Here is a 26,478-nt window from a genome sequence, read left to right on the forward strand (position 1 = left end):
CGTGCTAGGGCTGCACCTGCTGGCGCTGACGCTGCTGATGCCGTCCGCGCGGCACACCCCCGTGGTCTGGGGCCTGGGCCTGAGCGCGTACCTGTTTGGCGTGCGCCACGCCTGGGACCCTGCCCACATTGCCGTGATCGACAACACCGTCCGCAGGCTCCTCACGCTGAACCGCTGCGTACCTGGCGTGGGACTGTTCTTCAGCCTGGGCATTCGGGCGTGGTGCTGCTGATGGCCATCACGGCCGCACTTGTGGGCGAGACGCTGCTGGGCGCACAGGCGGAGATCAGTGCGTTCGGCCGCTGGGTGGGACCCCTCCTGGTGGGCACGTCCCTGCTGCTGGTGGCGGGCGTCCATCTGCACGCGGTGTGGCAGACGCCGCAGGGCGAGCCCGCGCATCACCCCGGCGGCCTCGCCGCCCGGTGGATGGCGCCCCTGACGCGGCTCGTCAACCGGCCGTGGCAGGGCCTGCCCCTGGGGTTCGTCATGGGACTGGGATTTGACACGGCCAGTGAGATCGCCCTGCTGGCCCTGACGGGTCAGGCGGGGCAGCACGGCCCGAGCTGGGCGCCCCGGGCTGGGCGGCCATCCTGGCGCTGCTGTTCAGGGCAGGCATGACGCTGTTCGACACCCTCAACGGCGCGCTCATGACCCACGCCTCCGCCTGGGCGTTTGACAACCCCGCCGCCAGGCGGACGACCCTGCTGATCACCGGCCGGTCAGGTGGAGTGGCTCTCGTGATCGGCGCCGTCACCCTGGCCCAGTGGGCGGGTGACCATTTCCCCGCGGCCGCGCTGCCTGCCCTGCGGCACGTCGACCTTTTCCCTGTGGGCTTTGGCCTGACAGGGCTGGCCGCGGCCCTCTTCGTCGGCGCGCAGTACTGGGCCCGCCGGGAGGCCCCCGATGCAGCCCGGTGACCGCGAGGCCCTGTGGCGGGTGCTGGAAGCCCGGCGTGACCACCGGCACTTCCAGCCTGACCCCATCTCACACGAAGCGCTGGAACGGGTCCTGGACGCCTTCCGCGTTGCCCCGAGCGTCGGCCTGAGTCAACCCTGGCACCTGACGGTGGTGCGCGGCGCGCGAGGCGGTGCACCGGAGTTTCGCCGGGGTCCGGACCCGCGAACAGGACCGCTTTGCCGGGGAGCGCCGGGCGCTGTACGACACCCTGAAACTCGAAGGCATCCGGGAAGCCCCGGTCGGGCTGCTGGTCAGTTTCGTGCCGCCCACCGGCGCCACCCTGGGCACGACCAGCCTGCCCGCCGCGCTGGAGTACAGCGTGGTCAGCGCCATCACGCTCGCGTGGCTGGCGGCCACCGCCGAAGGGCTGGGCATGGGCTGGGTCAGTCTGGTGGAGCCTGAGGAGATGCGTGACGCCCTGCAGCTTCCTGCGGCGGTCCGCCCCCTCGCGTACCTGTGCCTGGGCCACCCGGCCCTGACGCTGACAGAGCCGCTGCTTCAGACCGTGGGCTGGGCGCGCGCCCGGCCCGTCGCGCTGGAATGGCGGGACTGACGGCCAGATGATGGCCTCCTCCCGAATGGCGACCACTGAGCCCCGCGTGAGGCGACTTGTTCTGGCCGCGCCTCACGCCGGCAGCGCGAACACCACGGTCGCCTTCTCGCCCTGCGGCACAGGGGGCTGAGCGTGCCCCCGTTGAAGCGGGGACCCGACTATCTGGACCCGACCCACCTTTCCGGGGCGGCCGGCCCGCACCCTCGAGTCGTTCCTGCTGACCCCGGAGCGCCTGCGGACGCTGTTTGCCCGCGCGGCCCTGGGGCTGCTCACGGCGTCCCCACTGGCGCCGGCCGGCACCGTTCTTCGCGGCCATGACTTTCATCACAGCGTGCTCGCCCACGCCCCGACCCACCCGACCTGCCGCTGGACCGATGCCGGCGGCGCCCGCGTGACGGACGGCTCCGCGCAGGGCAACCTGCTTGCCCGCTCCCTGCACGTGCATGACGGCCCCTCGGAAGAACTGGCGTCGCGCCTCGCTGGGGCCAGTTCATGAGGCCACAGCCGGAGAGCACCGCGGCGTGGCGCCGGGCTTCGGGGAAGCGGCCGGAACGAGGCAGACGCGACGCTTGCGCGCTCCGCTGGAGCGGCCGGAAAAGGCCGAAGTGGGCCGGGGAAGCGCGGCGCGCCGGGGCGCGTGTCCCGTGTCCCGGCCGCGCCGTTCGGGTACCATCACTGTGCTGAACGAACGTTCAGCTGGGTGCGCTTGCCTGCCGGGGCTGGGCCTCACCCCCGCGATCACACCGGGGGGCGGCCGGCACCGCCGCCCAGGCCCTCCCCCACCCGTCAGGAGGAGTCACCATGTCCCCGTCAGACCCCAGGCCCCGCGACGCGGCCGCCACCCGTGAAGCCATCCTCGCCGCCGCGACGCAGGTGTTCGCCGAACGCGGCTACGCCGCCGCCGGCATGCAGGACATCGCCACGCTCGCCGGGGTCGCCCGGGCGACCCCCAGCTATTTCTTCGGCTCCAAAGCGCAGCTCTGGCAGGCCACGCTCGAACGTCAGGGCGCGCGGGTGGCGGCCATCGTGCCCGGCGTGCTCGCCCGCACCGGACCGGACCCCACCCGCGACACACTCAAAGCCGCCCTGGTAGACGGCCTGCTCGCGTTTCACCACACCCACCCCGAGGCGCTGCGGCTGATTCACTGGGCGGAACTGCAGGGGGGCGACCTGCTGCCGCAGCGGCCCGCCCACGCCGCGGCCGTGCAAAGCGCCCTGACCCTGCTCCGGCAGCTGGAACCCGACCTGCCGGCGCAGGAAGCCCGCCACCTGACCCTGACCCTGCTGGGGGCCTGCTACGCCCACCTGTCGTACGGCCGCACCTTCGGCCACCCGCTGGGCCTCGACCCGGATCACCCGGACTTCATGGCCGAGCGGCGCGCGCACCTGCACCGGCTTCTGAGCGCCCTGCTGCCCTGAGCGGCGCCCGGCACACCGCCCTCCCCACGCCCTTCACCTTCAGGAGGCCCCCCATGACCACCGTCCTCATCACCGGCGCCACCGGCCAGCTCGGCCGCCACGTCATTCCGCACCTGCTCGCCCGGGGCGCCGCGGTCCGCGCGCTCAGCCGACAGCCGGGCGCCGGCGCGCCGGGTCTGACCTGGATTCAGGGGGACCTGCGCCACCCGGGCGATACGCGGCGCGCCCTGACCGGCGCCGACACCCTGCTGCACCTCGCCACCCAGCCGCTGCAGGCCACCGCCGACCTGACGGCGGCCCAGACGCTGACGCAGGCCCTGACGGCCAGTGAAGTCCGGCACGCCGTGTACATGAGCATCACCGGTCTCGAGGGCATGCAGGGCCTGCCCTACTACCAGGAGAAGCTGGCCGCCGAGCGGCTCTTCGAGACGAGCGGCGTGCCGTTCACCGTGCAGCGCGCCACGCAGTTTCACGAGTTCGTGGCCCAGTTGCTTGAGCGCCTGACGCTCGGCCCACTGACCGTCGTGCCCAGCGGCGTCACACTTCAGCCGGTCGCGGCGCAGGCGGTGGCCGGGCGCCTCGCGGCGCTGACCCTCGCCGGGCCCGCAGGGCGGGTCCAGGACCTCGCCGGCCCCGAACCCCTGGCGCTCGAGACCCTCGCCCGGCAGTGGCAGGCGGCGCGGGGTCACCGGACGGTCACGCTGTCACTGCCGCTGCCGGTGCCGCTGTTCCGGGCGTGGCGGGGCGGCGGCGCCGTCAGCGCCCACGCGCAGACCACCGGCGAATCCTGGGGCGCGTGGCTGGGCAGCGCCGCACCGGCCGTTCGTCCGGCGGGGTCGTGACGCCCCGCCGTTCACCGCTGACCGGTCTGGCGCTGGGGGAGCTGGGCTTCACCGCCCTGCTGGTCGGCGTCTGGGCGCTCGGCTGGCCCCGCGGGTTTTACGACCGGTTTCCGGGGATCGGGGCCTGGGTGGCCGGCGACGGCCCGTTCAACGAGCATCTGGTGCGGGACGTCGGCGGCCTCAATCTTAGTCTGGCGGCGCTGACCTGCTGGGCGTGGCGCCGGCCGGAACAGGTGCCGGCGCCGGTGGTCGGGTGGGTCACCCTGGTGGCCGCCGTGCCTCACCTCCTGTACCACGCGGGGCACCTGCAGACGCTCGCGAGCCACGCCGAGCGGCTCAGCAGCCTCGCCGGTCTCCTGGGCACGGTGGTCTGCGCCGCCGTCCTGGTCGTTCCTGCGCGCCCGCAGAGGCGCCGGCGCGGCGCCCGGGACCACGCCAGCGCCAGGAAAACTGACCTGAAGACCGCGGCCGGCCGGCCGGTGGCCAGGCAGGCGGACCGGTGACCCGCCGCCGTGAGCGGCTGCGGCGTCAGCTGAGCGCCGCCGCGCGCGGCGTGGCGTTCATGGCCCTGTTCCTCGCCCTGCAGCGGCTGTCGCTCGTGTGGAGCGGCGCGGCCGGCGTGTCCCTGTGGTACCTGCCGGCGGGCCTGACCCTGGCGTTTCTGACCCGGTTCGGCGCGCGCAACGCCCCGTGGGTGTACGCCGCGACCGCGCTGGCCGGCGCCGTGCAGAGCCCGATGCCCGTCAATCACGCCGCGGCGGTGATCGGCACGCTCGCCTACGCCCTCGGCGCGCTGCTGCTGCGGCGCGCTGCGCGGTGGGAAACCGGCACACCTACCGTGCGGGACGCTGCCGGGCTTGCCCTGGCCGCCCTGCTCGCGCCGGCCGGCGCGGCGGTCGGCACGGTGCTGTACCTGCACTGGAGCGGCACCCTGACCGGCGCCGCGTGGCTGCCGGTGGCGTTTCACTGGTGGGTGGGGGACGCCGTGGGCGTCATGGCCCTGACCCCCCCGCTGCTGCTGCTGCGCCGCCGCCCCGCGCTCCGGGCGCACCCCGCCGTGGGCGCCGCGTTCGCGCTGATTCCACTGACCGCGCTGCTGGCGCTGGGCGCGGCGCGGCAGCTGAACGTGCACCTGGAATTCCTGTGTTTCGTTCCGGTGCTGTGGATCGCCATCCGGGCGGGACTCCCGGCCGCCGCGTGGGGCGCCCTGGTCATGAACGCCGGCGTGACGGCGCTGACCTGGTCGGCCGCGCCGGCACCTGAGCGGCTCGAAGGGCAGCTGCTGATGGCGACCCTGTCCCTGACGGCACTGCTGGTCGGCGCGGGCGCGTCTGAACGGCGCCGCGACCGGGACCGGCTCGCGCACCTGGCCCTCACCGACGTGCTGACCGGCCTGCCCAACCGCCACGCGTTCATGGCGGCGCTGCAGCAGCTGCGGCCCGGGGCGGCCCAGGCGCCCGCGCCCGGCGGGGGGCTGCTCGTCATGGTGCTGGACATCAGCCGCCTGAAGTGGGTCAACGACACGCTTGGGCACGCCCTCGGCGACCACTACGTCCGGGCCTTCAGCCGCCGGCTCACCCAGGCGCTGCCCCCCGGCGCCGCCGCGGCACGCCTGAGCGGCGGGACCTTCGCCCTGGCCTGCCCGCAGGACCGGCCCGATCCCGGGGTCGTGGCGGCCGCGCTGCGCGCGCCCATGCAGGTGGGCGGCCGGGAATTGACGGTCGCCTTCCGGACGGGCGCGGTGTTCGCCGCGTCGGACGTTCCCACCGGCGTGCTGCTGCAGCAGGCCGAAGACGCCCTGGAAAACGCGCGGCGGACCGGCCAGGACGTGCTTGTTCCCTCGCTGTCCCCCTCGCCGCAGTACACGGCGCTGCAGTACGAGCATGACCTGCAGCGCGCCCTGCGGCGCCCCGGCGAGCTCGAGCTCTACTACCAGCCGCAGGTTGACCTGCGGACCCTGCAGGTCACGTCCTTTGAAGCCCTGATCCGCTGGAACCACCCCGAGCGGGGCCTGGTGGCCCCGGCGGCGTTTCTGCCGGTGGCGGAACGCACCGGCCTGATCGTCCCGATCAGCACCTGGGTCCTGCAGGAAGCCTGCCGGCAGCTGCGGCTCTGGACCCGGTGGCCCGGGCAGGAGACGCTGCGCATGGCGGTGAACATCGCCCCCGGTTACCTGCACGCCGGCACGCTGCTCGCCGACGTGACCGGCGCGCTCGACGCGCACGGGCTCGTGGGATCGCAGCTGGAACTCGAACTGACCGAAAGCAGCCTGCTGCTTGATCCGGCCGCCGCGGCGGAGATTCTGGCGCAGGTGCAGGCCGGGGGGGTCGGGCTGGCCCTTGATGATTTCGGGACGGGGTACTCCAGCATCCGGCACCTCAAGGATTTTCAGGTGTCCACGCTGAAAATCGACCGCTCGTTTATCCGGCATCTGCTGACGAGTGACGCCGACCGGCGCATCGTGAGGGGCCTGACCGCGCTGGGGCGGATCATGGGTACGGCCGTGCTCGCCGAGGGCGCCGAGGATCAGGCCACGGTTCTCGCGCTGCGGGACCTGGGCTGCCACAGCGTGCAGGGGTACGCGCTCGGGCGGCCCCTGCCGGCCCGGGACGCCGGGCAGGTCCTGATGGGCCGGCCGGTCCGGGGGCCAGGTGAACGTGCGCCTTGAGCGCACTGGGGCGCCGGGCTTGACCCCAGGGCCGCCGGGCCTGGTCCTGCGAGGCACGCGCCGGCCCGCTTTGGCGCATGGAGGGCGCCGCAAGCGAAGGCCGGGTGGTGATGAACGTGAATCTCACGTGCGGGCTGCCGCGCGGGGCGACACTCGCGGCAGCACCCGCCGCCCCCCGGCCCCCGCCCTCGTCCGCTTCAGGAGGATGCCCAATGACCCACGCCCCCGCCGCCGTTCAAACGCGCCGTCCGCCTGCCGGGCGGGCCTGACGTGCCGCTCGCGCTGCAGGCGGGCGCCTGGGGTCTGCTGGCCGGCGGCGCGCTGGTGCTCGGCGCCCTGATCGGCCTGTACGGCACGCTGTCCAGACGCTGGATTGCCTCGGTCATGGCGGTGGGTGCGGGCGTGCTGGTGTCCGCGCTGGCGTTCGACCTGATGGATGAGGCCTTCGAGCGGGGCGGGATCGACGCGGCGTCCATCGGCCTGGTGGCGGGCGCCACGGTGTACTTCGCCGCGGACCTGCTGGTGTCCCGCCAGGGCGCGCAGCACCGCAAACGCTCCGGCACGCAGCAGAGCAGCGGCGCGCAGGCCGGGCTCGCCATCTTTCTGGGCTCGCTGCTCGACGGGATTCCCGAATCGGTGGCGATCGGCGCGAGTCTGCTGGCCGGGGGCAGCGTGAGCTGGGTGTTCGTGATCGCCGTGTTTCTCAGCAACCTGCCTGAAGGCCTGTCCGGCGCGGCCGGCATGAAAGCGTCGGGGCGCAGCGCGAAGTACATCCTGGGGTTGTGGCTGAGCGTGATGGTCGCCTCAGGCGTGGCCGCGGCGCTGGGCGCGCTGCTGCTGGCCGGCGCCGATCCGAACATCGTGGCGGGCATTCAGGCGTTCGCGGCCGGCGCGGTGCTGTCCATGCTGGCGAGCACCATGATGCCCGAGGCGTACGCTGAAGGCGGCGCCGCCGTGGGCCTGCTTACCGCGCTGGGGTTTCTCGCGGCGTTCAGTCTCGGGAAGCTGCAGTAACGCCCCGCGGGGACGCCCGGACTGGAGGTGAAGCGTGACGTACTTCATGTTCGCGACGGGCATCGAGAATTCGTACCCCACCGTTCAGGGCGGCCGGGTCCGCGTGGACGAGATGGACAAATGCGGGCATTACGCCCGCTGGCAGGAGGATTTCAGTCTGGTGCGCGATCTGGGCCTGCGTTACCTGCGCTACGGGCCGCCGATTCACACCACCTGGACCGGCCCGGACCGGTACGACTGGACGTTCGCGGACCTGACGTTCGGGGAACTGCGGCGGCGGAACATCACGCCCATCACGGACCTGTGCCATTTCGGTGTGCCGGACTGGATCGGGACCTTCCAGAACCCCGACTTTCCGGCGCAGTTCGCGCGGTACGCCCGCGCGTTCGCGCAGCGCTACCCGTGGGTACAGCTGTACACCCCGGTGAACGAGATGTTCATCTGCGCGCTGTTCAGCGCGAAGTACGGCTGGTGGAACGAGCAGCTCACCACCGACCGGACCTTCGTGACGGCCCTGAAGCACATCGTCCGGGCGAACGTGCTGGCCATGCACGCCACCTTGCAGGTGCGGCCCGACGCGATTTTTATCCAGAGCGAGTCAAGCGAGTACTATCACGCGGCGAGTCCACAGGCGATCGGCCCGGCCGAGGTCCTGAACGCCGTGCGGTTTCTGTCACTCGACCTGAATTACGGCCACCGGGTGAGTTCAGACATGTACGAGTACCTGCTCGACAACGGCATGACGCGCGACGAGTACCACTTTTTCCTGCACGGGCACCTGCGCCACCACTGCGTGATGGGCAACGACTACTACGTCACGAACGAGCACCTCGTGCACCCGAACGGCCAGACGGAGGCGAGCGGGGAGATCTTCGGGTACGCGGTGATCACCAGGCAGTACTACGCCCGCTACCGCCTGCCGGTCATGCACACCGAAACGAACCTGTGCCAGGGGCCGGCCGGGGACGAAGCGGTCCGCTGGCTGCGCAAGGCGTGGGCGAACGTGCTGCAGGTGCGCAATGACGGCCTGCCGGTGGTGGGCTTCACCTGGTACTCCCTGACCGATCAGGTGGACTGGGACACGGCGCTGCGTGAGAACAACGGGCGGGTTGGTGCGCTGGGGCTGTGCGACCTCAACCGCACGGTCCGCCCGGTGGGTGAAGCGTACAGGGCGCTGATTCAGGCGTGGCGCGCGGTGCTGCCCACCCAGAGCGTGGTGCTGTCCCTGCCGCTCGTTCCGCCCGGGGAGGGCGCGGATCAGAAGGCGTAGCGGACGGCGCAGTACGGCAGTTCCTTCCGGAGCAGCGCGGTGAAGCGGTCCACGGCCTTGCCTTTGAGGCCCCGGCGGTAGCGCAGGTTCACCCCGCCGGACTCGGACTGTTTGGTCTCCTGCCACTGCGGGGTCCACAGCAGCCGCTCCGCTGTCGGGTGCCAGCCGAGGTTCACTTCGTGCAGCCCGGCGTGGTGCGTCAGGAAGATCACCTCGGCCGCGAGTTGCCGCTTTGCTTCCGGAGACAGGGCGGCGTCCACCTGCCGGAACAGTTCGGTGTACGCGGCGGTCCACCCTTCGAAAATGATCACCGGGGAGAAGTTGAGGTGCACCTCGTACCCGGCCGCCACGAAATCGTTGATGGCCGCGAGGCGCTCAGGCACGCTGGACGTGCCGACGTCGACGACCCGCGCGACAGCCGCGGGCATCAGGGAGAAGCGCACGCGGGTGCGGCCCTGCGGGTCGTAGGTGAGCAGGTCCGGATTGACGTACTTGGTGGCGAACGACGCTTTGGCGTGCGGCAGGGTCCGGAAGAGGGTGACGAGGTCGCGGACGTTGTCGGAGAGCAGGGCGTCCACGCTGAGGTCGCTGTTCTCCCCGAGGTCGTAGACCCACGCGTGCGGGTCGACGGTGTTTGCCCTGCCCTTGGGACCCAGGGCCTGACTGTGCCGGCGCAGGGCCGCGAGGACGTCGTCGATGTTGGCGAAGGTGGTGATGGGGTTGGCGTAGCCCTTGTGGCGCGGCACGTAGCAGTACGCGCAGGCGAGCGCGCAGCCGTTGGCGAGGCCAGGGGCGATGAAGTCCGCGCTGCGGCCGTTGGGCCGCATGGTCAGGGTTGTGCGCACGCCGAGCACCAGCACCTGACGTTTGATGCGCAGCCAGTCCCGGACGAGGCCGGCGTTGCCGTGCAGTCCGGGAATATTCCAGTGCGACGCGACTTCAGTGACCTGCGCCTGCGGAAAGCGGCGCAGGATCGCCTGGCCGCGGGGCAGCGCGGCCGCCCGGGGGTCGGCGTAGATCTGCCGGATGTCGAGGGGCGCGCGCGTGGCCACGCCTCAGTCAACGGCATTGGGCCGGCGGACACTGCGAGCGGACCGACGAAGTGCCCGGCTGCCGGCGCGGGGAGGGCAGGCCGGCGATGGCGGCGATGGGGGGAGGTGAGCAGGCGGACGCCGCCTGAGGACCCGGCCGGGCCGTTTCGTTGCGAGCAGGGGCGTGGGGGTACCAGGCTGGTCCCCCGGCGACCAATTTTCTGGGCGCGCCCGGCCCTGCTGTGGTGTCCGGGAAGGCCGGAGGGCCAGGGCATGAAGCGGGGCGCCCAGCGGCTACGGGTCCGCTGAACGCCGGCCGCTCGGGTGGCTGAGCCTGGGTGGCTGGGAGATCCGGGGGGCTGAGGGGACTCCGGACGTTCACCCCCCCCACCGGGGGCACTGGGCAGCCAGGCGCCGTACTGGACTGCCTTTGCACCTTCAGAGCGCAGTCCACGCCGGGGCCGGGCTGGCTGCGGCCCTGACCAAAGGCAACCTGCAACTCACAAGAACTTTAGGGATTCCCTAAGATGGCGTATGCGATGGACACTCCCGAAGCGGACCTCGTCAGCAACTGCCGACACGGCAACGCCGCCTCGCACTGAACGGTCCCGGATCGACGACCAGTTCGAACGTGACCTTCGGGAGGCCCTGCACGGCCAGCCGTACGACGTTCTGCGCAACGTCCTGCTTGATCACTTTGTGGCCATGAACATCACGCCCGGCGCCGGGGGCAGTCCCGTGTCACGCGAGACACGCAAACGGGTCAACTTCGCCATTGTGGCCCGCCGCTCCCGCATTCCTGTGGCCGCCGTGATGTTCACCACGCAGGGGTTCGGCCGGGACCGGCGTCAGGGTCCGGCCGAGTTCAGCGCCGCCACCGTGGAGGGGCACACCATCGTGCCAGTGCTGTACCTCGATCCACGTCACCTGTCCGGTGCGTCCGCCATTGCCGAAGTCATCACCCCCTACCTGTAGAGCTTCCCGGGCGCCAGGTTGCGCGAACAGCGGCGCGAAGGCCCGGCGCATCTGTCCGGCGCTGCGTGCGGCCGTCTGACCGGGCACAGCTGATGGCCCGTCGCCTGTGTGCGTTACAGCCAGCGGGGCACGCGGGCCTGGTACGCGGCGTACGCCGGGCCATGCACCCGGCTGAGGTAGGCTTCTTCCAGGCGCACTTGCACGCCCATCAGCAACTCGCCGGCCACGAGGAGACTCAGGCTCCAGGCGTTAGGCACGGCCAGGAACAGGCCCAGCAGGTTCAGCCGCATGGCCAGGAAGATCGGGTTGCGGGAGCGGGCGAACAAGCCGCGCTGCACGAGGGCCGTCCGGACGGCGTCGTTCAGACCGATGCGCCAGGCGTGGCCCATCTGGGCCTGGGCCAGCAGGGTGAGGCCCAGGCCCAGCAGCATGAGACTCCAGCCGGCGGCCTGAACGGCGCGAACGCCCAGCCAGGGAAAGGGAGCAAAGTGAACGGCGGCGCCCGGCACCAGCGCCAGGGTGAAGGCGCCGAGCAGCAGGGCGCCGAGGAGGCCGGCCATGCTACGACCCACGAACCCCTGGAGGGTGTCGTCGGCCGGCAGGACGTACGGGTTGTGCCCGGTCTGGCGCCAGACTGCCACGGAGCGCCACACAAACGCGAAGAAGACAGTGCTGAGCACCAGGGCCAGCAACAGCCACGGGTTGGAGAGCCAGTCAGAATTCATATCTGAACATATATTCAGATATAAGTAAAAGCAAGTCCTACGGCATGGAGGCCCCCGTTCCGGTCTGGCACCTGCCTCTGCGCAGCTGGGGGAGGCGCACACGTGCCCCCCCATCCCAGGGCCCGGGTCAGCCGTTGACGACGGATCCGCCGTTCGGATGCAGGACCTGACCGCTGATGTAGCTCGAATCGTCCGACGCGAGAAACACGAAGCAGGTGGCCACCTCCGCCGGCTGCCCGGGGCGTTTCATCGGCACGTCCGCCCCGAAGGACGCGACCTTGTCCTCCGGGAAGGTCGAAGGAATCAGCGGCGTCCAGATCGGACCGGGCGCCACGCCGTTCACGCGAATGCCACGCTCCGCGACACTCATGGACAGCGACCGGGTGAACGCCACGATCGCGCCTTTCGTGGAGGCGTAGTCCAGCAGCTCGGGGCTGCCCTTGTAATGCGTGACGGAGGTCGTGTTGATGATCGTCGACCCGTCCCCCAGGTGCGGCAGGGCCGCCTTGGCCATATGGAAGTACCCGAAGATGTTCGTCCTGAACGTCCGTTCGAGCTGCTCGGCACTGATGTCCGTGAGGTCCTCCTGGGGGTGCTGCTCGGCGGCGTTGTTCACGAGGATGTCCAGCCGGCCGAACGCACGGACGGTCTGCTCGACCGCCTGCTGACAGAACGCCTCGTCACCGACGTCGCCGGCAACCAGCACGCAGCGCCGCCCGGCCTCCTCCACGAGGCCCTGGGTGATTTTCGCGTCCTCATGCTCATTGAGGTACACGATCGCCACGTCAGCGCCCTCCCGGGCGTAGTGCACGGCCACCGCCCGGCCGATGCCGCTGTCACCGCCAGTCACGAGGGCCGCTTTGCCCTGGAGCTTGTTCGCCGCCCGGTACGTCGGCTTGATGTAGACCGGCGCGGGCGTCATCTCCGTTTCACGTCCGGGGCGCTCATCCTGATGCTGCGGGGGCAGGGTCTGCTCTTCACTCATGGCGTTATGGAATCAGGTCACGGCCCAGGAAGTGTAGAAGCCGCCACCAAGTCAGCGCCAGGCCAAGGCCCACGCAACCCACGGTGAACCTCTCGGGCGCGCGCCCTCACCGGCCCGCCATACACGCGGCGCCGGCCAGCGGACTCACCTTCAGCGCAGCAGGCTCAGCCGGACCAGGGCCAAGAGAACCCACGAACAGCACCGGGAGCCCCCGGCCAGACGCGCGGTGACCTGAACGCAAAGGGCGCGGCGGCGGGCGCGCCCGCGAACCCCACGACTGACCGGGTGACAGGGGGCCCAGGACCGCCTGAATTGCCCGCGCCGCCGGCCCGACCCGTTCGCCTGGCTACGCTCCGGCCGGCTCCGGATCAAGCAGTCCGCCTTCCAGCACGACTGCCAGCGCGAGCTGCTGGTAACCCTGCTGGTCAAACAGGACCGTCACCGCGTGCTCATCGCACCGGACCACCGTCCCGGCGCCCAGCGTGCGGTGCGTGACCCGGCGGCCCACGTCAAAGGGCCGTTCACACGCCGGCGGGCCGCCGGCGCCCTCAACGGCGGCGCAGTTGTCGCAGCCCGCGCACGGCCCCGGAGCGGCCTCCCCGAAGTAGTTCAGCAGGTACTCCCGGCGGCAGGCGCCCGTTTCAGCGTACCCGCGCATCATGTCCAGCCGCGACTGCTCGAATGTCCGCCGGTGCCGCTGAGCTTCAGCGGCGCGCGCCGCGGCGTCCAGCGCGTCCACGGTTCCGTTCATGGTGAGCGTTCCGTCCCGCCGCTGGCACAGCGCCCCGGCCTCCGCCAGCCGCCGCAGGGCTGTTCGCAGCCAGCCAGGCCGGACCCCGAGGCCGCGCGTTGTCCCTGGTGAACCTTTTGGGCCGGCGTGCGCAGCGGACGCCAGGCCCCGTACTGAAGCGTTCGCGGCCCAGGGGCCTGCCCCAGCGCGCCGGGGGGCCAGGCGCCTGAAGGCGGCGTCACCCGCGTCGGCGCTGAGCCTCGCCGACGCTCACGCTTTCTGTACAGTCCGGCGCGCCGCAGAGGTCCGCCAGGCTCGTGCGCTCCCGGCGACCGTCTGCGCGGCCCGCACTCCGCTTCTCAATGCGTTCTGAAGGCGCAGGCCACCTGCGGACCCGGTTAAGGCTCTACAACACAGGCCATGCCTGATCCTCTTCTTCCTGGCTTGCAGGTGGTCACGGTGACGGACGGGGTCATCGTGGCGGTGGTGCTGCTTGCCGCGTGGAGGGGCGCGCGGCGCGGCTTTCTCGCAGGCACCCTCGGACTGCTGTGGCTGGTTCTGCCCGTGCTGGTCGCCCTGCAGTTCTCCGGCCCGGTGGCCGGCGCGCTGGCCGGGTCCTGGTCACCCACGTGGACCCGGCCGGCCGCGTTCGTGGCGCTGTTCGTCCTGACCGGCGCCCTCACCGACAGCCTCGGGTGGGCGCTGCTGGGCCGGCTGCCGAGGAGGGCGCACGCCGCGCCCCTCAACCGCCTGTCTGGCGTCCTGCAGGGGGCCACGACCGGCGTGCTGACCGCCGGGGTCGTAGTGGCGGTGCTCTTCACGCTGCCGGTGCCAGCCGGCCTTCAGGCGGATCTGAACCGGAGCCGGCTGGCTGCGCCGCTGTGGCAAGGCGCGCGGTTGGCCGGGCAGGCCGCCGGGCCGGTCTTCGGGGAGGCGCTGCGCGCCCTGCAGCCCAGGCGGGCGCCGGGCCGGCACGTCGACCTGCCGTTCACGGTTCGGGACGCGCCGCCGGCGCCCCTGCTGGAAGCGCGGATGCTTGAACTCGTGAATGCCGCCCGGGCAAAAGCCGGCCTGCCGGGGCTGCGGGCCGACCCGGCGCTGCGCGCCGTCGCGCGGCGGCACTCGGCGGACATGTTCGCCCGCGGGTACTTCGCTCATGTCAACCCGGACGGGGCCTCGCCGTTCGACCGCATGAAGGGCGCCGGCGTGCGGTACTTCACGGCCGGTGAGAACCTGGCCCTGGCGCCCACGGTCGGCGCGGCGCACGTCAACCTGATGAACTCACCGGGCCACCGGGCGAACATCCTGGGGCGGCGGTTCGGCCGCGTGGGAATCGGGATCGTGGACGGCGGTCACCGGGGCGTCATGGTAACGCAGGCCTTCAGGAACTGAGCGCCAGGCGGGCAGGGGGAGGCTGCGCCTCTGAGGCGGGTGAAGCGCTTTGGCGCATGGCCGTTCAGCCCGGCGACGGGGTGGGGTGGGGACATGACCCTGCCGCTCTCCCCGCCGCTCAGTCGGAAGGTCGTGACGCCGGAACTGGAATTGCGCGGCGCTGCGGAGGACCTGTTCGCCCAGGTGCTGCCGGTGGTCCGGGCGGGCGTGACCGGGGCGCGTCCGGAGCCGTTCCATGAGCCCACGTGGCTGTACGAGAACCACCCGCTGCGTGAGCGCAAGGGGCTGCAGACGATCTGGCGTGGGCCGGACCGGGTCGACGTTCTCCTGGCTGGCGCCGGGCGTCCAGGGGCAGGGGGTGGGCTGTGAACAGCGCGCGGCAGTTCTTCACGTGGCGTTTGAGGGATTCGGGGCGGCCGGAGCCGGGCGTGCGGGGTTAGAGGACAGTGTGGCGTCCGGCCGGGTGGCGCAGCGGCGGGGGGATAAGCTCCACGGGTTCGGCTGGGCGGGGCGCCGGCGGACCGGCATCACGCTCAGTGGCGTGGAGGACTGCAGGCGCGCGCTGCAGCTGACCTGAGAGGCGTGAAGGACGCCGCCAGCCCACCTGCCGGCGCGAGTGGCCACAGGCCGGCTGCCTCAGCAGCCGGCCTGTGGCGCGGGCGGTGCGCCGACCTGGGCGCGCGGCCGTGAAACCGGCGTGCCCAGGTCCGGGACGCGCCGCTGTGTCGTGGCTGGCTGCGGCGCTCCTGCGTGGTCAGGCGGTGCCGGCGTCACGGATGGGGTTGAGCCAGTCGCCCAGGGCCTGCAGGTTTTCCTGGGCGCGGATCAGGTGGCGCTGCACGGCGTCCTGCGTGGCGACGGGGTCGCGGCGCTTGAGGCCGTCGAAGATGGCCCAGTGGAACACCTGCGCCTGCTGCGCGGCGCCGGGTTTGAGGATCGTCTGCTGGAAGCCGACTTTGAGCAGTTCATGCACCGGTTCGAGCAGCTTGGCGAGAATGGCGTTCTTGCCGCCCTGGATCAGGGCCACGTGGAACTGGGCGTCGAGTTCCGAGAAGCGGTCGGGGTCGTCGAGGTACTGGTCCATGGTGCGCAGCAGGGTTTCCATGTGCCCCAGGTCGCGGTCGGTCATGCGCGTGGCCGCCAGGCCGGCGAGTTTGACCTCGAACACCATGCGCGCTTCCAGCAGTTCGGACTGCACGGTGTAGAACGACGCGCCTTTGCCGAGGTGCATCAGCACCTGCGGGTCCATGGGGTTCCACCGGTGCGCGGGGTTGACGGTGGTGCCCCGGCCCTGCTGAATTTCGATCAGGCCTTTTTCGGCGAGCACTTTCATGGCCTCGCGGATCACGACGCGGCTGACGTCGAATTCCTCGGCCAGTTCTGCTTCTTTGGGGAGGCGGGAGAGCGGTGAGACGTGGCCGGTCACGATGCGACGCGTCAGTTCCGACTGCACCAGGTGACGGCGACTGAGGCTTTTGGTGGTCACGCGTCCAGCTTAGTTCATGTCCCACCGGTTTGTCCAGAAAGATATGACCTATCGGGCAGCGGGCCTGTCTGCGGTCTGACGCCGGGATTATGGCCGCCCAGCGTGTTCCATTGCCCTATTGTCTGGGGCGCACGTTGACAAGGCCCCCCTGATCCCGTATACAAAGATAGTACGTTTAATCAAGTGCCGCTGCTGCGCTCGGCGTCCGGTCCAGCCGTTCACCACGGCTCGCCCGACGCCCTTCCTGACCCCGGAGGTCTGTATGTCACGCTCTTTTCTCTCGCTGTCCGCCGCCCTGACGCTGTGCACCCTGTCCGTCGCCCACGCCGAGGCGTTCAACTGGAAGGCCCAGAGAGGTAAGACCATTACAGTCAGTGTGGTCAAAAGCCCCTGGTCCGACATCCTGCAAGACCGGCTCGGTGAGTTCGAGAAACTCAGCGGCATCAACGTCAACCTGACGGTCCTGCCCGAGCAGCAGGCGCGCCAGAAACTCGCCATCGACTTCGCCTCCGGCGGCCGCACGGTCGACGTGTTCGACTCCAGCCTCACCGTGGAGAAGTCCCGCTTCTCGCAGGCCGGCTGGTACGAACCGCTGAACAAGTACATGGTGGCCGGCAAACTCGATCCGAACTACCGCTTCGACGACTTCTTCACCTCCGCGCGCACCGCCGTCAAGACCAGCGAAGGCCAGATTATCGGGCTGCCCTGGAAGGCGGACGTGCAGGTGCTGTACTACCGCAAGGACCTCTTCGCGCAGGCGGGCCTCAAGGCGCCCACCACCCTCGAGGAGCTTGAAAGCGCCGCGGCGAAACTGCACGTGCCCGGCAAGATGTACGGCTACGCCGCCCGCGGCCTGAAAAACGCCAACGCCTACACCTTCGCTTTCGCGCTGCAGGCGTTCGGCGGCAAATGGGTGGACAGCAAGGGCAACTCCGCCGTCAACAGTGCCCAGGCCGTCAAGGCCCTGAACTGGTACAGCGGCATGCTCAAGAAGTACGCGCCGCCCAGCGTGATCAGCTACAACTGGAGCGAAGTGCTGGGCCTGTTCCAGCAGGAGCAGCTGGCGATGTTCAACGACGGCATCGGCTTCGCGGTGCAGCTGGAAGACAAAACCAAATCCAAGGTCGCCGGAAAGGTCGGCTACGCGGTGCTGCCCGGCCGCCTGGCGCCCGCCACGTACAACGCCCTGGCGATGTCCTCCCGCAGCGGCAACAAGGACGCGGCGTTCGTGTTCATGCAGTGGGCCACCAACCGCGCGTTTGACAAGTACCTCGTGGAAAACGGCGTGACCTCCCCGCGCCAGTCGAGCTGGACGACCGCCACGAACAAGCCGCTGGACACCATTCCCTGGGCCAAAACCTACTTTGACGCCCTGAAGGTCGCCAAGCCCGCCTTCCCGGAAGTGCCCCCGGTGCAGGAAATGCGCGACACGGTCGGCATCGCCATCGTCCAGTCCATCCAGGGCGCGGCGTCCAAGCCGGCGCTCGACCAGGCCAACCGGGACTTCCAGACCGCGCTGAACAGCGCCAAGCAATGACATGACCACCTCACCGCTGCCCGGCACGCCCGTCCGGCGCCCCAGGCGCCGGCCCACGGCCCCGCTGCTGTTCGTTCTGCCCGCGCTGCTGCTGACGGTCATCGTGATCGCCTTTCCGCTGGGCTACACCCTGTACCAGTCGATGACCAACTGGGTGATCACCAGCCCCAACCCACCGAAATTCATCGGCCTGGCCAACTACGCTGAACTGCTGCGCGACCAGCGCGCGCTGCAGTCGCTGACCCGGACCCTGCTGATCACGGTGTGCTCGGTGAGCCTGCAGATGGTGCTGGGCGTGGCCATGGCGCTGGTGATGAACAAGCACTTCTTCGGCCGCGGCCTGTTCCGGACCCTGGCGCTGTTCCCGGTGGTGGCCACGCCGGTGGCGATCTCGCTGATCTTCGTCACGATGATGAACCCCCAGACCGGCGTGCTCAACCACTTCCTGACGTCGCTGGGCCTGAACGCGCAGCAGTGGATCTACGCGGAGAAGAGCGTGCTGCCCGCGCTGATCCTGGTGGACACCTGGCAGTGGACGCCGTTCGTGATGCTGATTGCCCTGGCCGGCCTGGCGACCCTGCCGAACGAGCCGTACGAGGCGGCCATGATCGACGGCGCCAACCCCTGGCAGACCTTCTGGGCGATTACCCTGCCGATGCTGATGCCCTCGCTGTTCGTGGCGCTGCTGTTCCGCGCCATCGACACGCTCAAGCTGTTCGACACCATCTATGCGATGACGCAGGGCGGCCCGGGCACCGCGTCGGAAACCATCAACCTGTACCTGTACACCCTGAGCTTCAACTACTTCCGCATGGGGTACGCCTCAAGCATGGTGATCGCGCTGCTCGTGCTGGTGCTGGGCATCACGCTGCTGCTGATCCGCGCGCGGAAACTCGCGGAGGACCGTTCATGACCGTCACAGAAGTCCGCCCGCCTGCCGCCGCGCCGGCGCGCCGCCGGGTCCGCCCGCACGCGCTCAAGGCCCAGCTGCTGCCGATGCTGATCTCCGCGTTTTTCATCGTGCCGATCGTGTTCGTCTTCTACTGGATGGTGTCGATGTCGTTCCAGACGCAGGTGGAGATCAGCGCCAGTCCCCCCACCTTCTGGTCGGCCCAGCCCACCACCGAGTGGTACAGCCAGCTGATGCGCCGCATGCCGTTCGTGCAGTACACCTGGAACAGCCTGGTGGTGGGAGTGTCCGCCACCGCGATCGGCCTCGCGATCGGCCTGCCGGCCGCGTACGCCATCGCCCGCTGGCGGCTCTCGGGCCTGAGCACCCTGTTCCTGATCACGCGCATCACGCCCGCCATCAGCTTCCTGATTCCCTGGTACATCATCGCCAAGCGCCTGAACCTGGGTGACTCGCTGGTGATCATCACGCTGCTGCACATCACCATCACCCTGCCGCTGATCATCTGGATCATGATCGGGTTCTTCGAGGCGCTGCCGACCGATCTCGAGCAGGCCGCCACGGTGGACGGCTGCACCGCGTGGCAGTCCTTCGCGCTGATCGCCGTGCCGCTCGTGAAGCCGGGCATCGTGGCCGCCGTGATCCTGGCGTTCATCCAGTCCTGGAACAACTTCCTGTTCGCCGCCGTGCTGGGCGGCCCCGGCTCGCAGACGCTGCCCGTGACGGTCTACGGCATGCTGAGCTTCGAGCAGGCCAACTGGGGCCCGCTGGCCGCGGCCGCCACGCTGGTGTGCCTGCCCGTCATTGTCGGCACCATCTTCTTCCAGCGCCAGCTGGTCGAAGGCCTGACCGCCGGCGCCATGAAAGGCTGACGTTTTCCCGGCCGCCCTTCCGGCGCGCGGCCGCCCCTGACACTGCCTGAGCTGCCAGGGGCGGCCGCGCGCTTTCGCTGCTCTGCCCTTCTTCCGAGGTACCTATGACCCACGCAACCCCCGATTCTTCTGCCTTTCACGTGCGCGGCCTGATTGTGCCGATCGTCACGCCCTACACCCCCCAGGGCGCGGTGGACCTCGCGCAGACCGAGGCGCTCGCGCACTTCTACGCCCGGCTGAACGTCCCGGCGCTGTTTCCGGGCGGCACCACCGGCGAGTTCGCGCTGCTGACCCCCGGGGAACGTGAAGCGCTGCTCGAAGCGGTGGTGCGCGGCGTCCGCGCCAGCGGCGGCGCCGCGACGCAGATCATCGCCCACACCGGCGCGGCGACCCTGGATGAGGTGCTGCGCCTCAGCCGTCACGCCCAGGCCCAGGGGGTCCGGGCGGTGGCGGTCGTCACGCCCTACTACTACGGGTACGAGGATGAGGCGATCCTGGCGTTCTACCAGGCCGTCTGCCGGGCCCTGCCGGACCTCGCGGTCTACGCCTACACCATCCCGCAGCGCGCCGGAAACACCATGACGGCCGCCAGCGTGGCCGAGCTGGGCCGCGAGCCGAACTTCGCGGGCATCAAGGATTCCAGCGGCGACATGCACCGCCTGCTGGCGCTGATCGACGTGCCAGGCCTCAGCGTGCTGGCCGGCGCGGACGACCTGTGCTACCCGTTCATGGCCAGCGGCGGGCACGGCCTGGTGTCCGGCCCGGGCGGCGTGGTGCCGGAACTGTTCCAGGCGTTTTTCGCGGCGCTGGACGCCGGGCAGGCGGCGCGCGCCCTGGCCCTGTCGCGGCACATCCGGACCTTCAGCCGGATCATCCGGGGCGGCGGGCGGATCGACTACCTCAAGGCCGGCCTTGACTGGCGGGGCCTGAGCAACGGCCCGTCGCGCCCGCCCCTGCCGAACCTGGGCGGCGCCGAGCGGCGCGCGCTGACGGAGCAGCTCAGCGCCTTCGCTCAGGCGCTCGCGGCCGACGGCGTGCCGCTGACGGCCGCTGCGGTCCGCGACGCCGTGCTGTAACGGTCCGCCTGACGTCCGGACGCGGTCGCCGCGCCGGACAGTGACCCGCGGCGGCGACCCTTTCAGGTCGCCCCGCTCGCCTTCTCAATCTGCCGCCCGCCGCGCAGGCGGGCCCTGGAGCTCCTGATGACGACGTCCCTGTTTCCCCTGACCGAAGCCTACCTCGTTGCCAGCGGCGATATGCGCCTCGCCGCCAACCAGCAGTGCTGGCCCGCGCAGGCGCAGATGGAAGCCCAGCTGACCCGGGCGCTCTCGGCGCTGGGCGTGCAGGTCACCCGCGCGCACGGCCTGGACCCGCGCGAACAGCACGGGTTCATCTCGTCGCAGCGGATGGGCATGGACGTGTTCCGGCGCATTCCGAAGGACGCGCCGGTGATCGTCGCCGAAGCGGTGTGGCAGTACAGCCATCATGTGCTGGCCGGCCTGCGCGCCCACCGCGGCCCGGTCCTGACGGTCGCCAACTGGAGCGGGCAGTGGCCCGGACTGGTGGGCCTGCTCAACCTCAATGGCAGCCTCACCAAGATGAACGCCGAGTACAGCACCCTGTGGAGTGAGGATTTTCAGGATGAGTTCTTTGTCACCCGCCTGACCGAGTGGGTGCAGACCGGTCGGGTGACGCACGACCGGTCGCACGTCCGGTCCTTTGACGCGCAGCGGGTGCCGGACGCGCAGCGGGCGCTGGGCACCCGGCTGGCCGCTGACCTGCGGGAACGCCAGGCCATCCTCGGCATTTTCGACGAGGGCTGCATGGGCATGTACAACGCCGTTATCGACGACGAACTGCTCAATCCCCTGGGCCTGTACAAGGAGCGGCTCAGCCAGTCCGCCCTGTACGCCGCCATGCAGCAGGTCACGGACGAGGAGGCGCAGGAGGCGCTCGACTGGCTGCTCGGGCGCGGCATGCACTTCGCCTGGGGCGAGGATCCGGCGAGCGAACTGACGCGCGGGCAGACGCTCGACCAGCTCCGGATGTACGTGGCGGCCGTGCGCATCGCCGCGCAGTTCGGCTGTGACGCCGTCGGCATCCAGTACCAGCAGGGCCTCAAGGACCTCGCGCCGGCCAGCGACCTCGCCGAGGGCCTGCTGAACAACCCCGAGCGGCCCCCGGTCCGCGACCCCCGCACCGGTGAGGTCCTGTACGGCGGCCGGGCGCTGCCGCACTTTAACGAGGTCGACGAGGGCGCCGCCGTGGACGGCCTGCTGACGCAGGAGGTGTGGACCGCGCTTGGCCTGGAGCCGTCCAACACCCTGCATGACCTGCGCTGGGGCGAGCAGCACGGGGGGCAGTTCGTGTGGGTCTTCATGATTTCCGGCGCCGCGCCGGCGTCGCATTTCGCGGGCGGGTACGCCGGCGCGTCGAGCGAGCGTCAGCCGCCGATGTTCTTCGCGCAGGGGGGCGGCACGCTCAAGGGCGAAAGCCGGCCCGGCCCGCTGGTCTGGTCGCGGGTGTACGTCCGCTCAGGCCGGCTGCACGCCGACCTGGGCCTCGGGGAGGCCGTCGCGCTGCCGGAGGCGGAAGTGCAGCGCCGCTGGGCGCTCACGACGCCCCAGTGGCCGATCATGAACGCGGTGCTCGAAGGGGTCGGCCGTGACCAGATGATGGCGCAGCATCAGGCGAACCACATTCAGGTGGCCTACGCCCCCAGCCGCGACGCGGCTCTGGAAGCGCTGAACGTCAAGGCCACGCTGTTTGACGCGCTGGGCGTCGACGTTCACCTCTGCGGCGTGCCGGCGTGAGCGCCCCCGGTCCGCTGCTGCTCGGGCTGGACGTCGGCACGTACTCCAGCAAGGGCGTCCTGGTGACGCCCGCCGGGGAACTTGTCGCCCAGCAGGTCGTGACCCATACGCTGTCGATGCCCGCCCCGGGCCACGTGGAACAGGACGCCGACGGGGTGTGGTGGGCCGACGCGCAGCAGCTGATCCGCGCGCTCCTGCAGGGCGTCGATCCCGCGCGGGTGGCGGGGGTGGCGTGCAGCGCGATCGGGCCGACCGTGCTGCCGCTCGACTCGCACGGCCGGCCGCTGCGCCCCGGGATCCTCTACGGCGTGGACACCCGCGCCCAGGCGCAGATCGACGCGCTCAACCGCGAACTGGGCGAAGCCCGCCTCTTCGCGCACAGCGGCATGGCCCTGACCAGCCAGGCCACCGGCCCCAAGATCCGCTGGCTGCGCGAGCACGAACCCGGCGTCTGGGCCCGGACCCACACGCTCACCACCGCCAGCAGCTACCTCACCTACCGCCTGACCGGCCGCCACGTCATGGACCACCACACCGCCGCGCACTGCATGCCGCTGTACGACCCCCGCACCCGCCAGTGGTCGCCGGCGTTCAGCGCCGCGGTGCTCGGCGACCGGGACCTGAGCCGGCTGCCGGACCTGGCGTGGAGTGACGAGCGGGCCGGGGAGGTCACGCCCGAAGCCGGCGCCCTGACCGGCCTGCGCCCCGGCACGCCCGTGGCGGTGGGCACGGTGGACGCCCTGGCCGAATCGCTCAGTGTGGGCGTGCGGGCCCCGGGTGACCTGATGCTCATGTACGGCTCCACCACGTTCTTCGTGCTGGTGCAGGCGGCCGCCACGCCGGACCCGCGGGTGTGGTCGGTGGGCGGCGCGTTTCCCGGGCAGGTGAACCTCGCGGCCGGCATGGGCACCACCGGCAGCCTGACGCGCTGGATGGCCGACGAGTTCGCGCGGGACCTGCCGACCGAGCAGGCCTACGACGCGCTGTTCGCGGCCGCGCGGGACCTGCCGCCCGGCGCGCAGGGGCTGCTGTGCCTGCCGTACTTCAGCGGGGAACGCACGCCCATCAACGACCCGCAGGCGCGCGGGGTCATCGCGGGCCTGACCCTCTCGCACACCCGGGCGCACCTGTTCCGCGCGGCGCTGGAGGGCGTGGCGTTCGGCATTCGCCACAACCTGGAGGCCTTTGCGGCGCTGGGTGCCGACGTCCGCCGCGTGGTGGCCGTGGGCGGCGGCACGAAAGGCCGGCTCTGGCTGCAGATCGTCAGTGATGTCACCGGCGTGCCGCAGGAAACGGCGGAAGTGACGCTCGGCGCCAGTTACGGCGACGCCTTCCTCGCCGGCCGCGCCGCGGGTCTCCTCAGCGCGGCCGACCTGCCGGGCTGGGTCAGGCCGGCGCCGACGGTCGTCCCGGACGCCGCCGCGAAGGCAGAGTACGACCGGCTCTACCCGCTGTACCGCGAGCTGTACACCGGCACGCGCCCGGTCGTGCACGCCCTCGCCCGCTGAAGGTTCCGTCTGGGTCCACCCGGAGCGGGGCCGGGTCTGGCGTCAGTGGTGCGCGGCCCGCCGGGCACAGCTGGACCGGCGGTGCGCGGCGGCCAGCCCCGGGTCCGCCACGTTCCGCTGTTCCGGCCGCGCTCCAGGTCGCCCGGGCGCAGCGCGCCGGACACCGCGGCGTGTTCCGCGAGCGACGCCTCGCCCGGGGCGGCGGCATTGAAGGACGCCCGTTCGGTGCGCCGCCGTTTGCGCTTGAGGGGGCCCAGGGGCCGCTGCAGTTCATGGTTGCCGGACCCGGCGGTCCAGACCTGGTGAACGGCGGTATCAGCCCCGGCGGCGTCCTGGGTCGGCAGAGCGAGTTGCAGTGGGGCCGCACGGCGCGCCCGCGGCCCCGCCGGGAGCCGCCACGGAATACACGTCAGCTCCTGACGGGAATGCCGGTTACGCTGGCCGCACATGACCCAACCGCACGACCAACCCGGTGTGTTCACCGCTCAGGAAATGCTCCAGCACTGGAAGGGCCACCGAGCCCTCACGCGGCGCACGATCGAACGCTTCCCGGACGATCAGTTGTTTTCGTTCACGCCTGGCGCGCCCCTGCGGACGTTCGGCGACATGATGCTCGAAACCGTCCGCATGATCGCGCCCAGTCTGCACGGCACCCGGACCGGCGAGTGGAACTTCAAGCTGGCGGACACCAGCGCCATTCAGGACAAAGCGGCTCTTCTCGCGGCCTGGGACGAAGCCGACGAGCTGATCGCCACCACGTGGCCGCACCTGACGCGTGAGGCGCTGCGCGGGGTCGTGCCGCCCCTGCCTCATCTCAGGGCGCTGCCCTACCTGGTGGACAATGAGATTCATCACCGCGCGCAGGGGTTCATCTACCTGCGGCTGCTGGGCACCGAACCACCGGCCTTCTACGAACGGGAAGCAACTTCGCCCGCCTGACCGGAAGCCCGCGCCGGCATTCGGCCTGCCCCCCCGCGGAGCGCGCGCTGGACCGGTTCCCGGCACAGGGGCCGGGCGCCCCATACCGTTTCATCCCGCGGGTCCAGTGGACGCCCGCTCATGGACGCCCGCTCAGCGGTCACAGGCCACCGACGCCGGTTCCGGGTGGAACGCGGGCGTTTCCGGAGGCCAGCCCTTGTGGCGGTGAGACCTCCGGTTCACGGCCGGAGCCTGCGCTTCTTCTCTCAACCGGACTGAACCGGGCCTGCCCAGAGGTCCGAACACCGGGTCCTGTCGGCGGCCTGCAGGCCCCGCCCGCGCAGAACAAGCAGGCCAGCGGCGCCCAGGTGGCTCCGGCCTGACCTATACGGAGCTGTGCGGCGCTTCGAGGGGAATCCGGTATTCCAGGGGGTACTTCTCGGCCACCCACCAGGTCTCGTCACGCGTCCATTTCAGGCCCTGCTGCGTGAACTGACTGCACGCGCCGCGCGCCAGCGCAACCGTGTCGTAAGGGCCCAGTCGGCGTAGGAGGGCGCCAGTCTGGGTGTTGACGACGGTGACGTAGATCTGCGGGGCCGGTAAGGTCATCCTGTCACCGTACGCCGTGACCGTGTTGTTCAGCGGTGGGAAAGCCTGGGAGGCTCTCCATGAATGGCCGGACAGACCGGCGTTCCGGCGGTGCCCAATGTCGCAGGAGCGTGACCCGTACACTGCGCTATGACCGATCACTCCGATGACGCCAGCGCCACTCAGCGACTTGACGAGGCCGAAAACGCGTCGTTCAATTCCGCGCGCCGGCACGTCGGCGCCGCGGGATTCGTGCAACAGGAGGTTCTGGAGCAGATCATCAGCGCCGGCAAGGAGCAGATCAGCGTCACGCGGTCACTGCGTCAGGTGATTGCCGTCACCCAGGCGCAACTGCGGGACCTGTCGGCGCACGCCGCCACGGATCAGCTGCAGGTGCACGTCACCGCCCTTGAAGGAATTGTGTCCTCCAGTCAGGAGCAGGCCCGCACCGCCGCCGAACTGCGGGAGGTGATCCAGCGGGCGCTGGCCGACGTCCGCGGAACCCCGCTCGAGGACGTCAGCGCCACGCTCCTGAACACCCTGAGTGCCGTGGTCTGCCGTCAGGCGGAGCAGCTTCAGGCCCTGATCTCGACGGCGCTGAGTGAAGCCAGCACCGCCGGGCAGGTGGCTGAGCTTCAGCAGGTCAGTGCAGAAGCCCAGGCGCGGCAGGCGGAAGCGGAGCACGAGCAGGAAGAGCGGGAACTCGCCCACCTCGATCTCCTGGGGGCCGAGGCGCTGGAGCGGGTGCGCGCGTTGGAACAGGGCGGGCAGACGGACGCGGCCCAGCGCACGGCACTGGAGCAGCAGGCGGAACACACCCGCCTGCTGCTCCTGACGCTGGAAGGGGACGGGAACCCTCAGCAGTAAACACGAACAGCGCTGGCGCCCCAGGTGATCTGTTCCGGCACGCGCGCAGCCACCCGGGCCGGTTCACGGTTCAGTCCTCGGCTGCTCCCCAGGCCAGTGACCGCCTGGCCCGCAGCGCGCAATACCGGTCTGGCCTCCATCCGGGGGCGGGCGGCGCAGGTAGAATTGACAGATTCGGGAGGCTCAGCGGCCGGGACGGCCGTTGTTCTTCGAAGCACTCTCTTTTAAAGGCAGTCTGATGACATTATTGTATTCGTTTACGTTGACCTACCGCCCGACAGGAGAAACCCAGTCATTCACGGCGTCAGCGCTCAGGTCCGAGCTGATTCACCATGGATTTTTTGCCTGTGACTTTACGGGTTGGCCGCCGCCCTTTCTGGGCTACTCGGACCGCAGCACCATGGTCCGGGCCATGGAA

The 26,478-nt window shown here is 70.6% G+C and carries 27 protein-coding genes and 2 pseudogenes; 22 read left to right on the forward strand and 7 right to left on the reverse strand.

Features of this window, described 5'->3' with window-relative positions; all coding sequences use genetic code 11:
• The first annotated feature begins 37 nt into the window (after positions 1 to 37).
• From LAJ19_RS14635 to LAJ19_RS14675, 11 genes and pseudogenes are all read left to right on the forward strand, one after another.
• Positions 38 to 618, forward strand: a pseudogene (locus LAJ19_RS14635) (HoxN/HupN/NixA family nickel/cobalt transporter).
• A complete protein-coding gene (locus tag LAJ19_RS21700; RefSeq protein ID WP_255639864.1) occupies positions 615 to 917 on the forward strand; it encodes a hypothetical protein in 303 nt (100 codons plus the stop codon). The pseudogene LAJ19_RS14635 and the gene LAJ19_RS21700 overlap by 4 nt, the downstream one beginning before the upstream one ends.
• A pseudogene (locus LAJ19_RS21705) lies at positions 904 to 1,014 on the forward strand (hypothetical protein); the annotation flags it as partial. The gene LAJ19_RS21700 and the pseudogene LAJ19_RS21705, both read left to right, overlap by 14 nt.
• A gap of 73 nt (positions 1,015 to 1,087) precedes the next feature.
• Positions 1,088 to 1,510 carry a nitroreductase family protein gene (locus LAJ19_RS14640; protein WP_255639865.1) on the forward strand — a complete coding sequence of 141 codons (423 nt, stop codon included), beginning with the start codon at positions 1,088 to 1,090 and terminating at the stop codon, positions 1,508 to 1,510.
• A gap of 331 nt (positions 1,511 to 1,841) precedes the next feature.
• Positions 1,842 to 2,006 carry a hypothetical protein gene (locus LAJ19_RS14645; RefSeq protein ID WP_225523604.1) on the forward strand — a complete coding sequence of 55 codons (165 nt, stop codon included), beginning with the start codon at positions 1,842 to 1,844 and terminating at the stop codon, positions 2,004 to 2,006.
• 305 nt (positions 2,007 to 2,311) lie between these two features.
• The gene (locus LAJ19_RS14650) at positions 2,312 to 2,929 is read left to right on the forward strand and encodes a TetR/AcrR family transcriptional regulator (protein WP_225523605.1); all 618 of its coding nucleotides are present in this window, start codon (positions 2,312 to 2,314) and stop codon (positions 2,927 to 2,929) included.
• Positions 2,930 to 2,982: 53 nt separating this feature from the next.
• The gene (locus tag LAJ19_RS14655; protein WP_225523606.1) at positions 2,983 to 3,771 is read left to right on the forward strand and encodes an SDR family oxidoreductase; all 789 of its coding nucleotides are present in this window, start codon (positions 2,983 to 2,985) and stop codon (positions 3,769 to 3,771) included.
• Positions 3,768 to 4,274 carry a hypothetical protein gene (locus tag LAJ19_RS14660; RefSeq protein WP_225523607.1) on the forward strand — a complete coding sequence of 169 codons (507 nt, stop codon included), beginning with the start codon at positions 3,768 to 3,770 and terminating at the stop codon, positions 4,272 to 4,274. Before LAJ19_RS14655 ends, LAJ19_RS14660 begins: the two co-directional genes overlap by 4 nt.
• A complete protein-coding gene (locus tag LAJ19_RS14665) occupies positions 4,271 to 6,439 on the forward strand; it encodes a putative bifunctional diguanylate cyclase/phosphodiesterase (protein WP_225523608.1) in 2,169 nt (722 codons plus the stop codon). Before LAJ19_RS14660 ends, LAJ19_RS14665 begins: the two co-directional genes overlap by 4 nt.
• 270 nt (positions 6,440 to 6,709) lie before the next feature.
• Positions 6,710 to 7,453 carry a ZIP family metal transporter gene (locus LAJ19_RS14670; protein WP_225523609.1) on the forward strand — a complete coding sequence of 248 codons (744 nt, stop codon included), beginning with the start codon at positions 6,710 to 6,712 and terminating at the stop codon, positions 7,451 to 7,453.
• 34 nt (positions 7,454 to 7,487) lie between these two features.
• On the forward strand, positions 7,488 to 8,723 hold the full coding sequence (locus LAJ19_RS14675; protein ID WP_225523610.1) for a family 1 glycosylhydrolase: 1,236 nt from the start codon (positions 7,488 to 7,490) through the stop codon (positions 8,721 to 8,723).
• Here LAJ19_RS14675 and LAJ19_RS14680 read toward each other — a convergent pair.
• Complete coding sequence (locus tag LAJ19_RS14680) at positions 8,711 to 9,775, reverse strand: spore photoproduct lyase family protein (RefSeq protein WP_225523611.1); 1,065 nt, start codon at positions 9,773 to 9,775, stop codon at positions 8,711 to 8,713. The genes LAJ19_RS14675 and LAJ19_RS14680 overlap by 13 nt on opposite strands.
• Before the next feature lie 513 nt (positions 9,776 to 10,288).
• Between LAJ19_RS14680 and LAJ19_RS14685 the strand changes: the two genes are divergently transcribed.
• The gene (locus LAJ19_RS14685) at positions 10,289 to 10,729 is read left to right on the forward strand and encodes a hypothetical protein (RefSeq protein ID WP_225523612.1); all 441 of its coding nucleotides are present in this window, start codon (positions 10,289 to 10,291) and stop codon (positions 10,727 to 10,729) included.
• 113 nt (positions 10,730 to 10,842) lie between these two features.
• Here LAJ19_RS14685 and LAJ19_RS14690 read toward each other — a convergent pair whose 3' ends face one another.
• The 3 genes from LAJ19_RS14690 to LAJ19_RS14700 form a co-directional block, all read right to left on the reverse strand.
• Positions 10,843 to 11,454, reverse strand: a complete 612-nt coding sequence (locus LAJ19_RS14690; protein WP_225523613.1) for a methyltransferase family protein — start codon at positions 11,452 to 11,454, stop codon at positions 10,843 to 10,845.
• Between the two features lie 127 nt (positions 11,455 to 11,581).
• Positions 11,582 to 12,439 (reverse strand): SDR family oxidoreductase, encoded by an 858-nt coding sequence (locus tag LAJ19_RS14695; protein ID WP_225523614.1) that lies wholly within the window; start codon positions 12,437 to 12,439, stop codon positions 11,582 to 11,584.
• Positions 12,440 to 12,785: 346 nt separating this feature from the next.
• The gene (locus LAJ19_RS14700; RefSeq protein ID WP_225523615.1) at positions 12,786 to 13,190 is read right to left on the reverse strand and encodes a RecQ family zinc-binding domain-containing protein; all 405 of its coding nucleotides are present in this window, start codon (positions 13,188 to 13,190) and stop codon (positions 12,786 to 12,788) included.
• 399 nt (positions 13,191 to 13,589) lie between these two features.
• Between LAJ19_RS14700 and LAJ19_RS14705 the strand changes: the two genes are divergently transcribed.
• Together LAJ19_RS14705 and LAJ19_RS14710 are read left to right on the forward strand one after the other, a co-directional pair.
• A complete protein-coding gene (locus tag LAJ19_RS14705) occupies positions 13,590 to 14,561 on the forward strand; it encodes a CvpA family protein (protein ID WP_225523616.1) in 972 nt (323 codons plus the stop codon).
• Positions 14,562 to 14,654: 93 nt separating this feature from the next.
• On the forward strand, positions 14,655 to 14,930 hold the full coding sequence (locus LAJ19_RS14710) for a hypothetical protein (protein ID WP_225523617.1): 276 nt from the start codon (positions 14,655 to 14,657) through the stop codon (positions 14,928 to 14,930).
• A gap of 385 nt (positions 14,931 to 15,315) precedes the next feature.
• Here LAJ19_RS14710 and LAJ19_RS14715 read toward each other — a convergent pair whose 3' ends face one another.
• The gene (locus LAJ19_RS14715) at positions 15,316 to 16,047 is read right to left on the reverse strand and encodes a FadR/GntR family transcriptional regulator (RefSeq protein ID WP_225523618.1); all 732 of its coding nucleotides are present in this window, start codon (positions 16,045 to 16,047) and stop codon (positions 15,316 to 15,318) included.
• A gap of 262 nt (positions 16,048 to 16,309) precedes the next feature.
• Between LAJ19_RS14715 and LAJ19_RS14720 the strand changes: the two genes are divergently transcribed.
• From LAJ19_RS14720 to LAJ19_RS14745, 6 genes are all read left to right on the forward strand, one after another.
• A complete protein-coding gene (locus tag LAJ19_RS14720) occupies positions 16,310 to 17,584 on the forward strand; it encodes an ABC transporter substrate-binding protein (RefSeq protein ID WP_225523619.1) in 1,275 nt (424 codons plus the stop codon).
• Position 17,585: 1 nt separating this feature from the next.
• A complete protein-coding gene (locus LAJ19_RS14725) occupies positions 17,586 to 18,497 on the forward strand; it encodes a carbohydrate ABC transporter permease (RefSeq protein WP_225523620.1) in 912 nt (303 codons plus the stop codon).
• Positions 18,494 to 19,366, forward strand: coding sequence for a carbohydrate ABC transporter permease (locus LAJ19_RS14730; RefSeq protein WP_225523621.1), 873 nt, complete (start codon positions 18,494 to 18,496; stop codon positions 19,364 to 19,366). The genes LAJ19_RS14725 and LAJ19_RS14730 overlap by 4 nt, the downstream gene beginning before the upstream one ends.
• 104 nt (positions 19,367 to 19,470) lie before the next feature.
• Positions 19,471 to 20,442 (forward strand): dihydrodipicolinate synthase family protein, encoded by a 972-nt coding sequence (locus tag LAJ19_RS14735; protein ID WP_225523622.1) that lies wholly within the window; start codon positions 19,471 to 19,473, stop codon positions 20,440 to 20,442.
• A 126-nt stretch (positions 20,443 to 20,568) separates the two neighbouring features.
• The gene (locus LAJ19_RS14740) at positions 20,569 to 22,179 is read left to right on the forward strand and encodes a fucose isomerase (protein WP_225523623.1); all 1,611 of its coding nucleotides are present in this window, start codon (positions 20,569 to 20,571) and stop codon (positions 22,177 to 22,179) included.
• Positions 22,176 to 23,687 carry an FGGY-family carbohydrate kinase gene (locus LAJ19_RS14745; protein WP_225523624.1) on the forward strand — a complete coding sequence of 504 codons (1,512 nt, stop codon included), beginning with the start codon at positions 22,176 to 22,178 and terminating at the stop codon, positions 23,685 to 23,687. Before LAJ19_RS14740 ends, LAJ19_RS14745 begins: the two co-directional genes overlap by 4 nt.
• Here the strand turns inward: LAJ19_RS14745 and LAJ19_RS22110 are convergent.
• Complete coding sequence (locus tag LAJ19_RS22110) at positions 23,624 to 24,136, reverse strand: FCD domain-containing protein (RefSeq protein ID WP_225523625.1); 513 nt, start codon at positions 24,134 to 24,136, stop codon at positions 23,624 to 23,626. The genes LAJ19_RS14745 and LAJ19_RS22110 overlap by 64 nt on opposite strands.
• Here LAJ19_RS22110 and LAJ19_RS14755 point away from each other — a divergent pair.
• Positions 24,135 to 24,626 (forward strand): DinB family protein, encoded by a 492-nt coding sequence (locus tag LAJ19_RS14755; RefSeq protein ID WP_225523626.1) that lies wholly within the window; start codon positions 24,135 to 24,137, stop codon positions 24,624 to 24,626. The genes LAJ19_RS22110 and LAJ19_RS14755 overlap by 2 nt on opposite strands.
• A gap of 363 nt (positions 24,627 to 24,989) precedes the next feature.
• Here the strand turns inward: LAJ19_RS14755 and LAJ19_RS14760 are convergent, their stop codons facing one another.
• Complete coding sequence (locus tag LAJ19_RS14760) at positions 24,990 to 25,214, reverse strand: hypothetical protein (RefSeq protein ID WP_225523627.1); 225 nt, start codon at positions 25,212 to 25,214, stop codon at positions 24,990 to 24,992.
• Positions 25,215 to 25,343: 129 nt separating this feature from the next.
• Between LAJ19_RS14760 and LAJ19_RS14765 the strand changes: the two genes are divergently transcribed.
• Positions 25,344 to 26,060: a hypothetical protein gene (locus tag LAJ19_RS14765; protein WP_225523628.1), complete on the forward strand. Its 717-nt coding sequence runs from the start codon at positions 25,344 to 25,346 to the stop codon at positions 26,058 to 26,060.
• The last annotated feature ends 418 nt before the right edge of the window (positions 26,061 to 26,478 follow it).

This window comes from Deinococcus taeanensis, from assembly GCF_020229735.1.
GTDB lineage: Bacteria > Deinococcota > Deinococci > Deinococcales > Deinococcaceae > Deinococcus > Deinococcus taeanensis.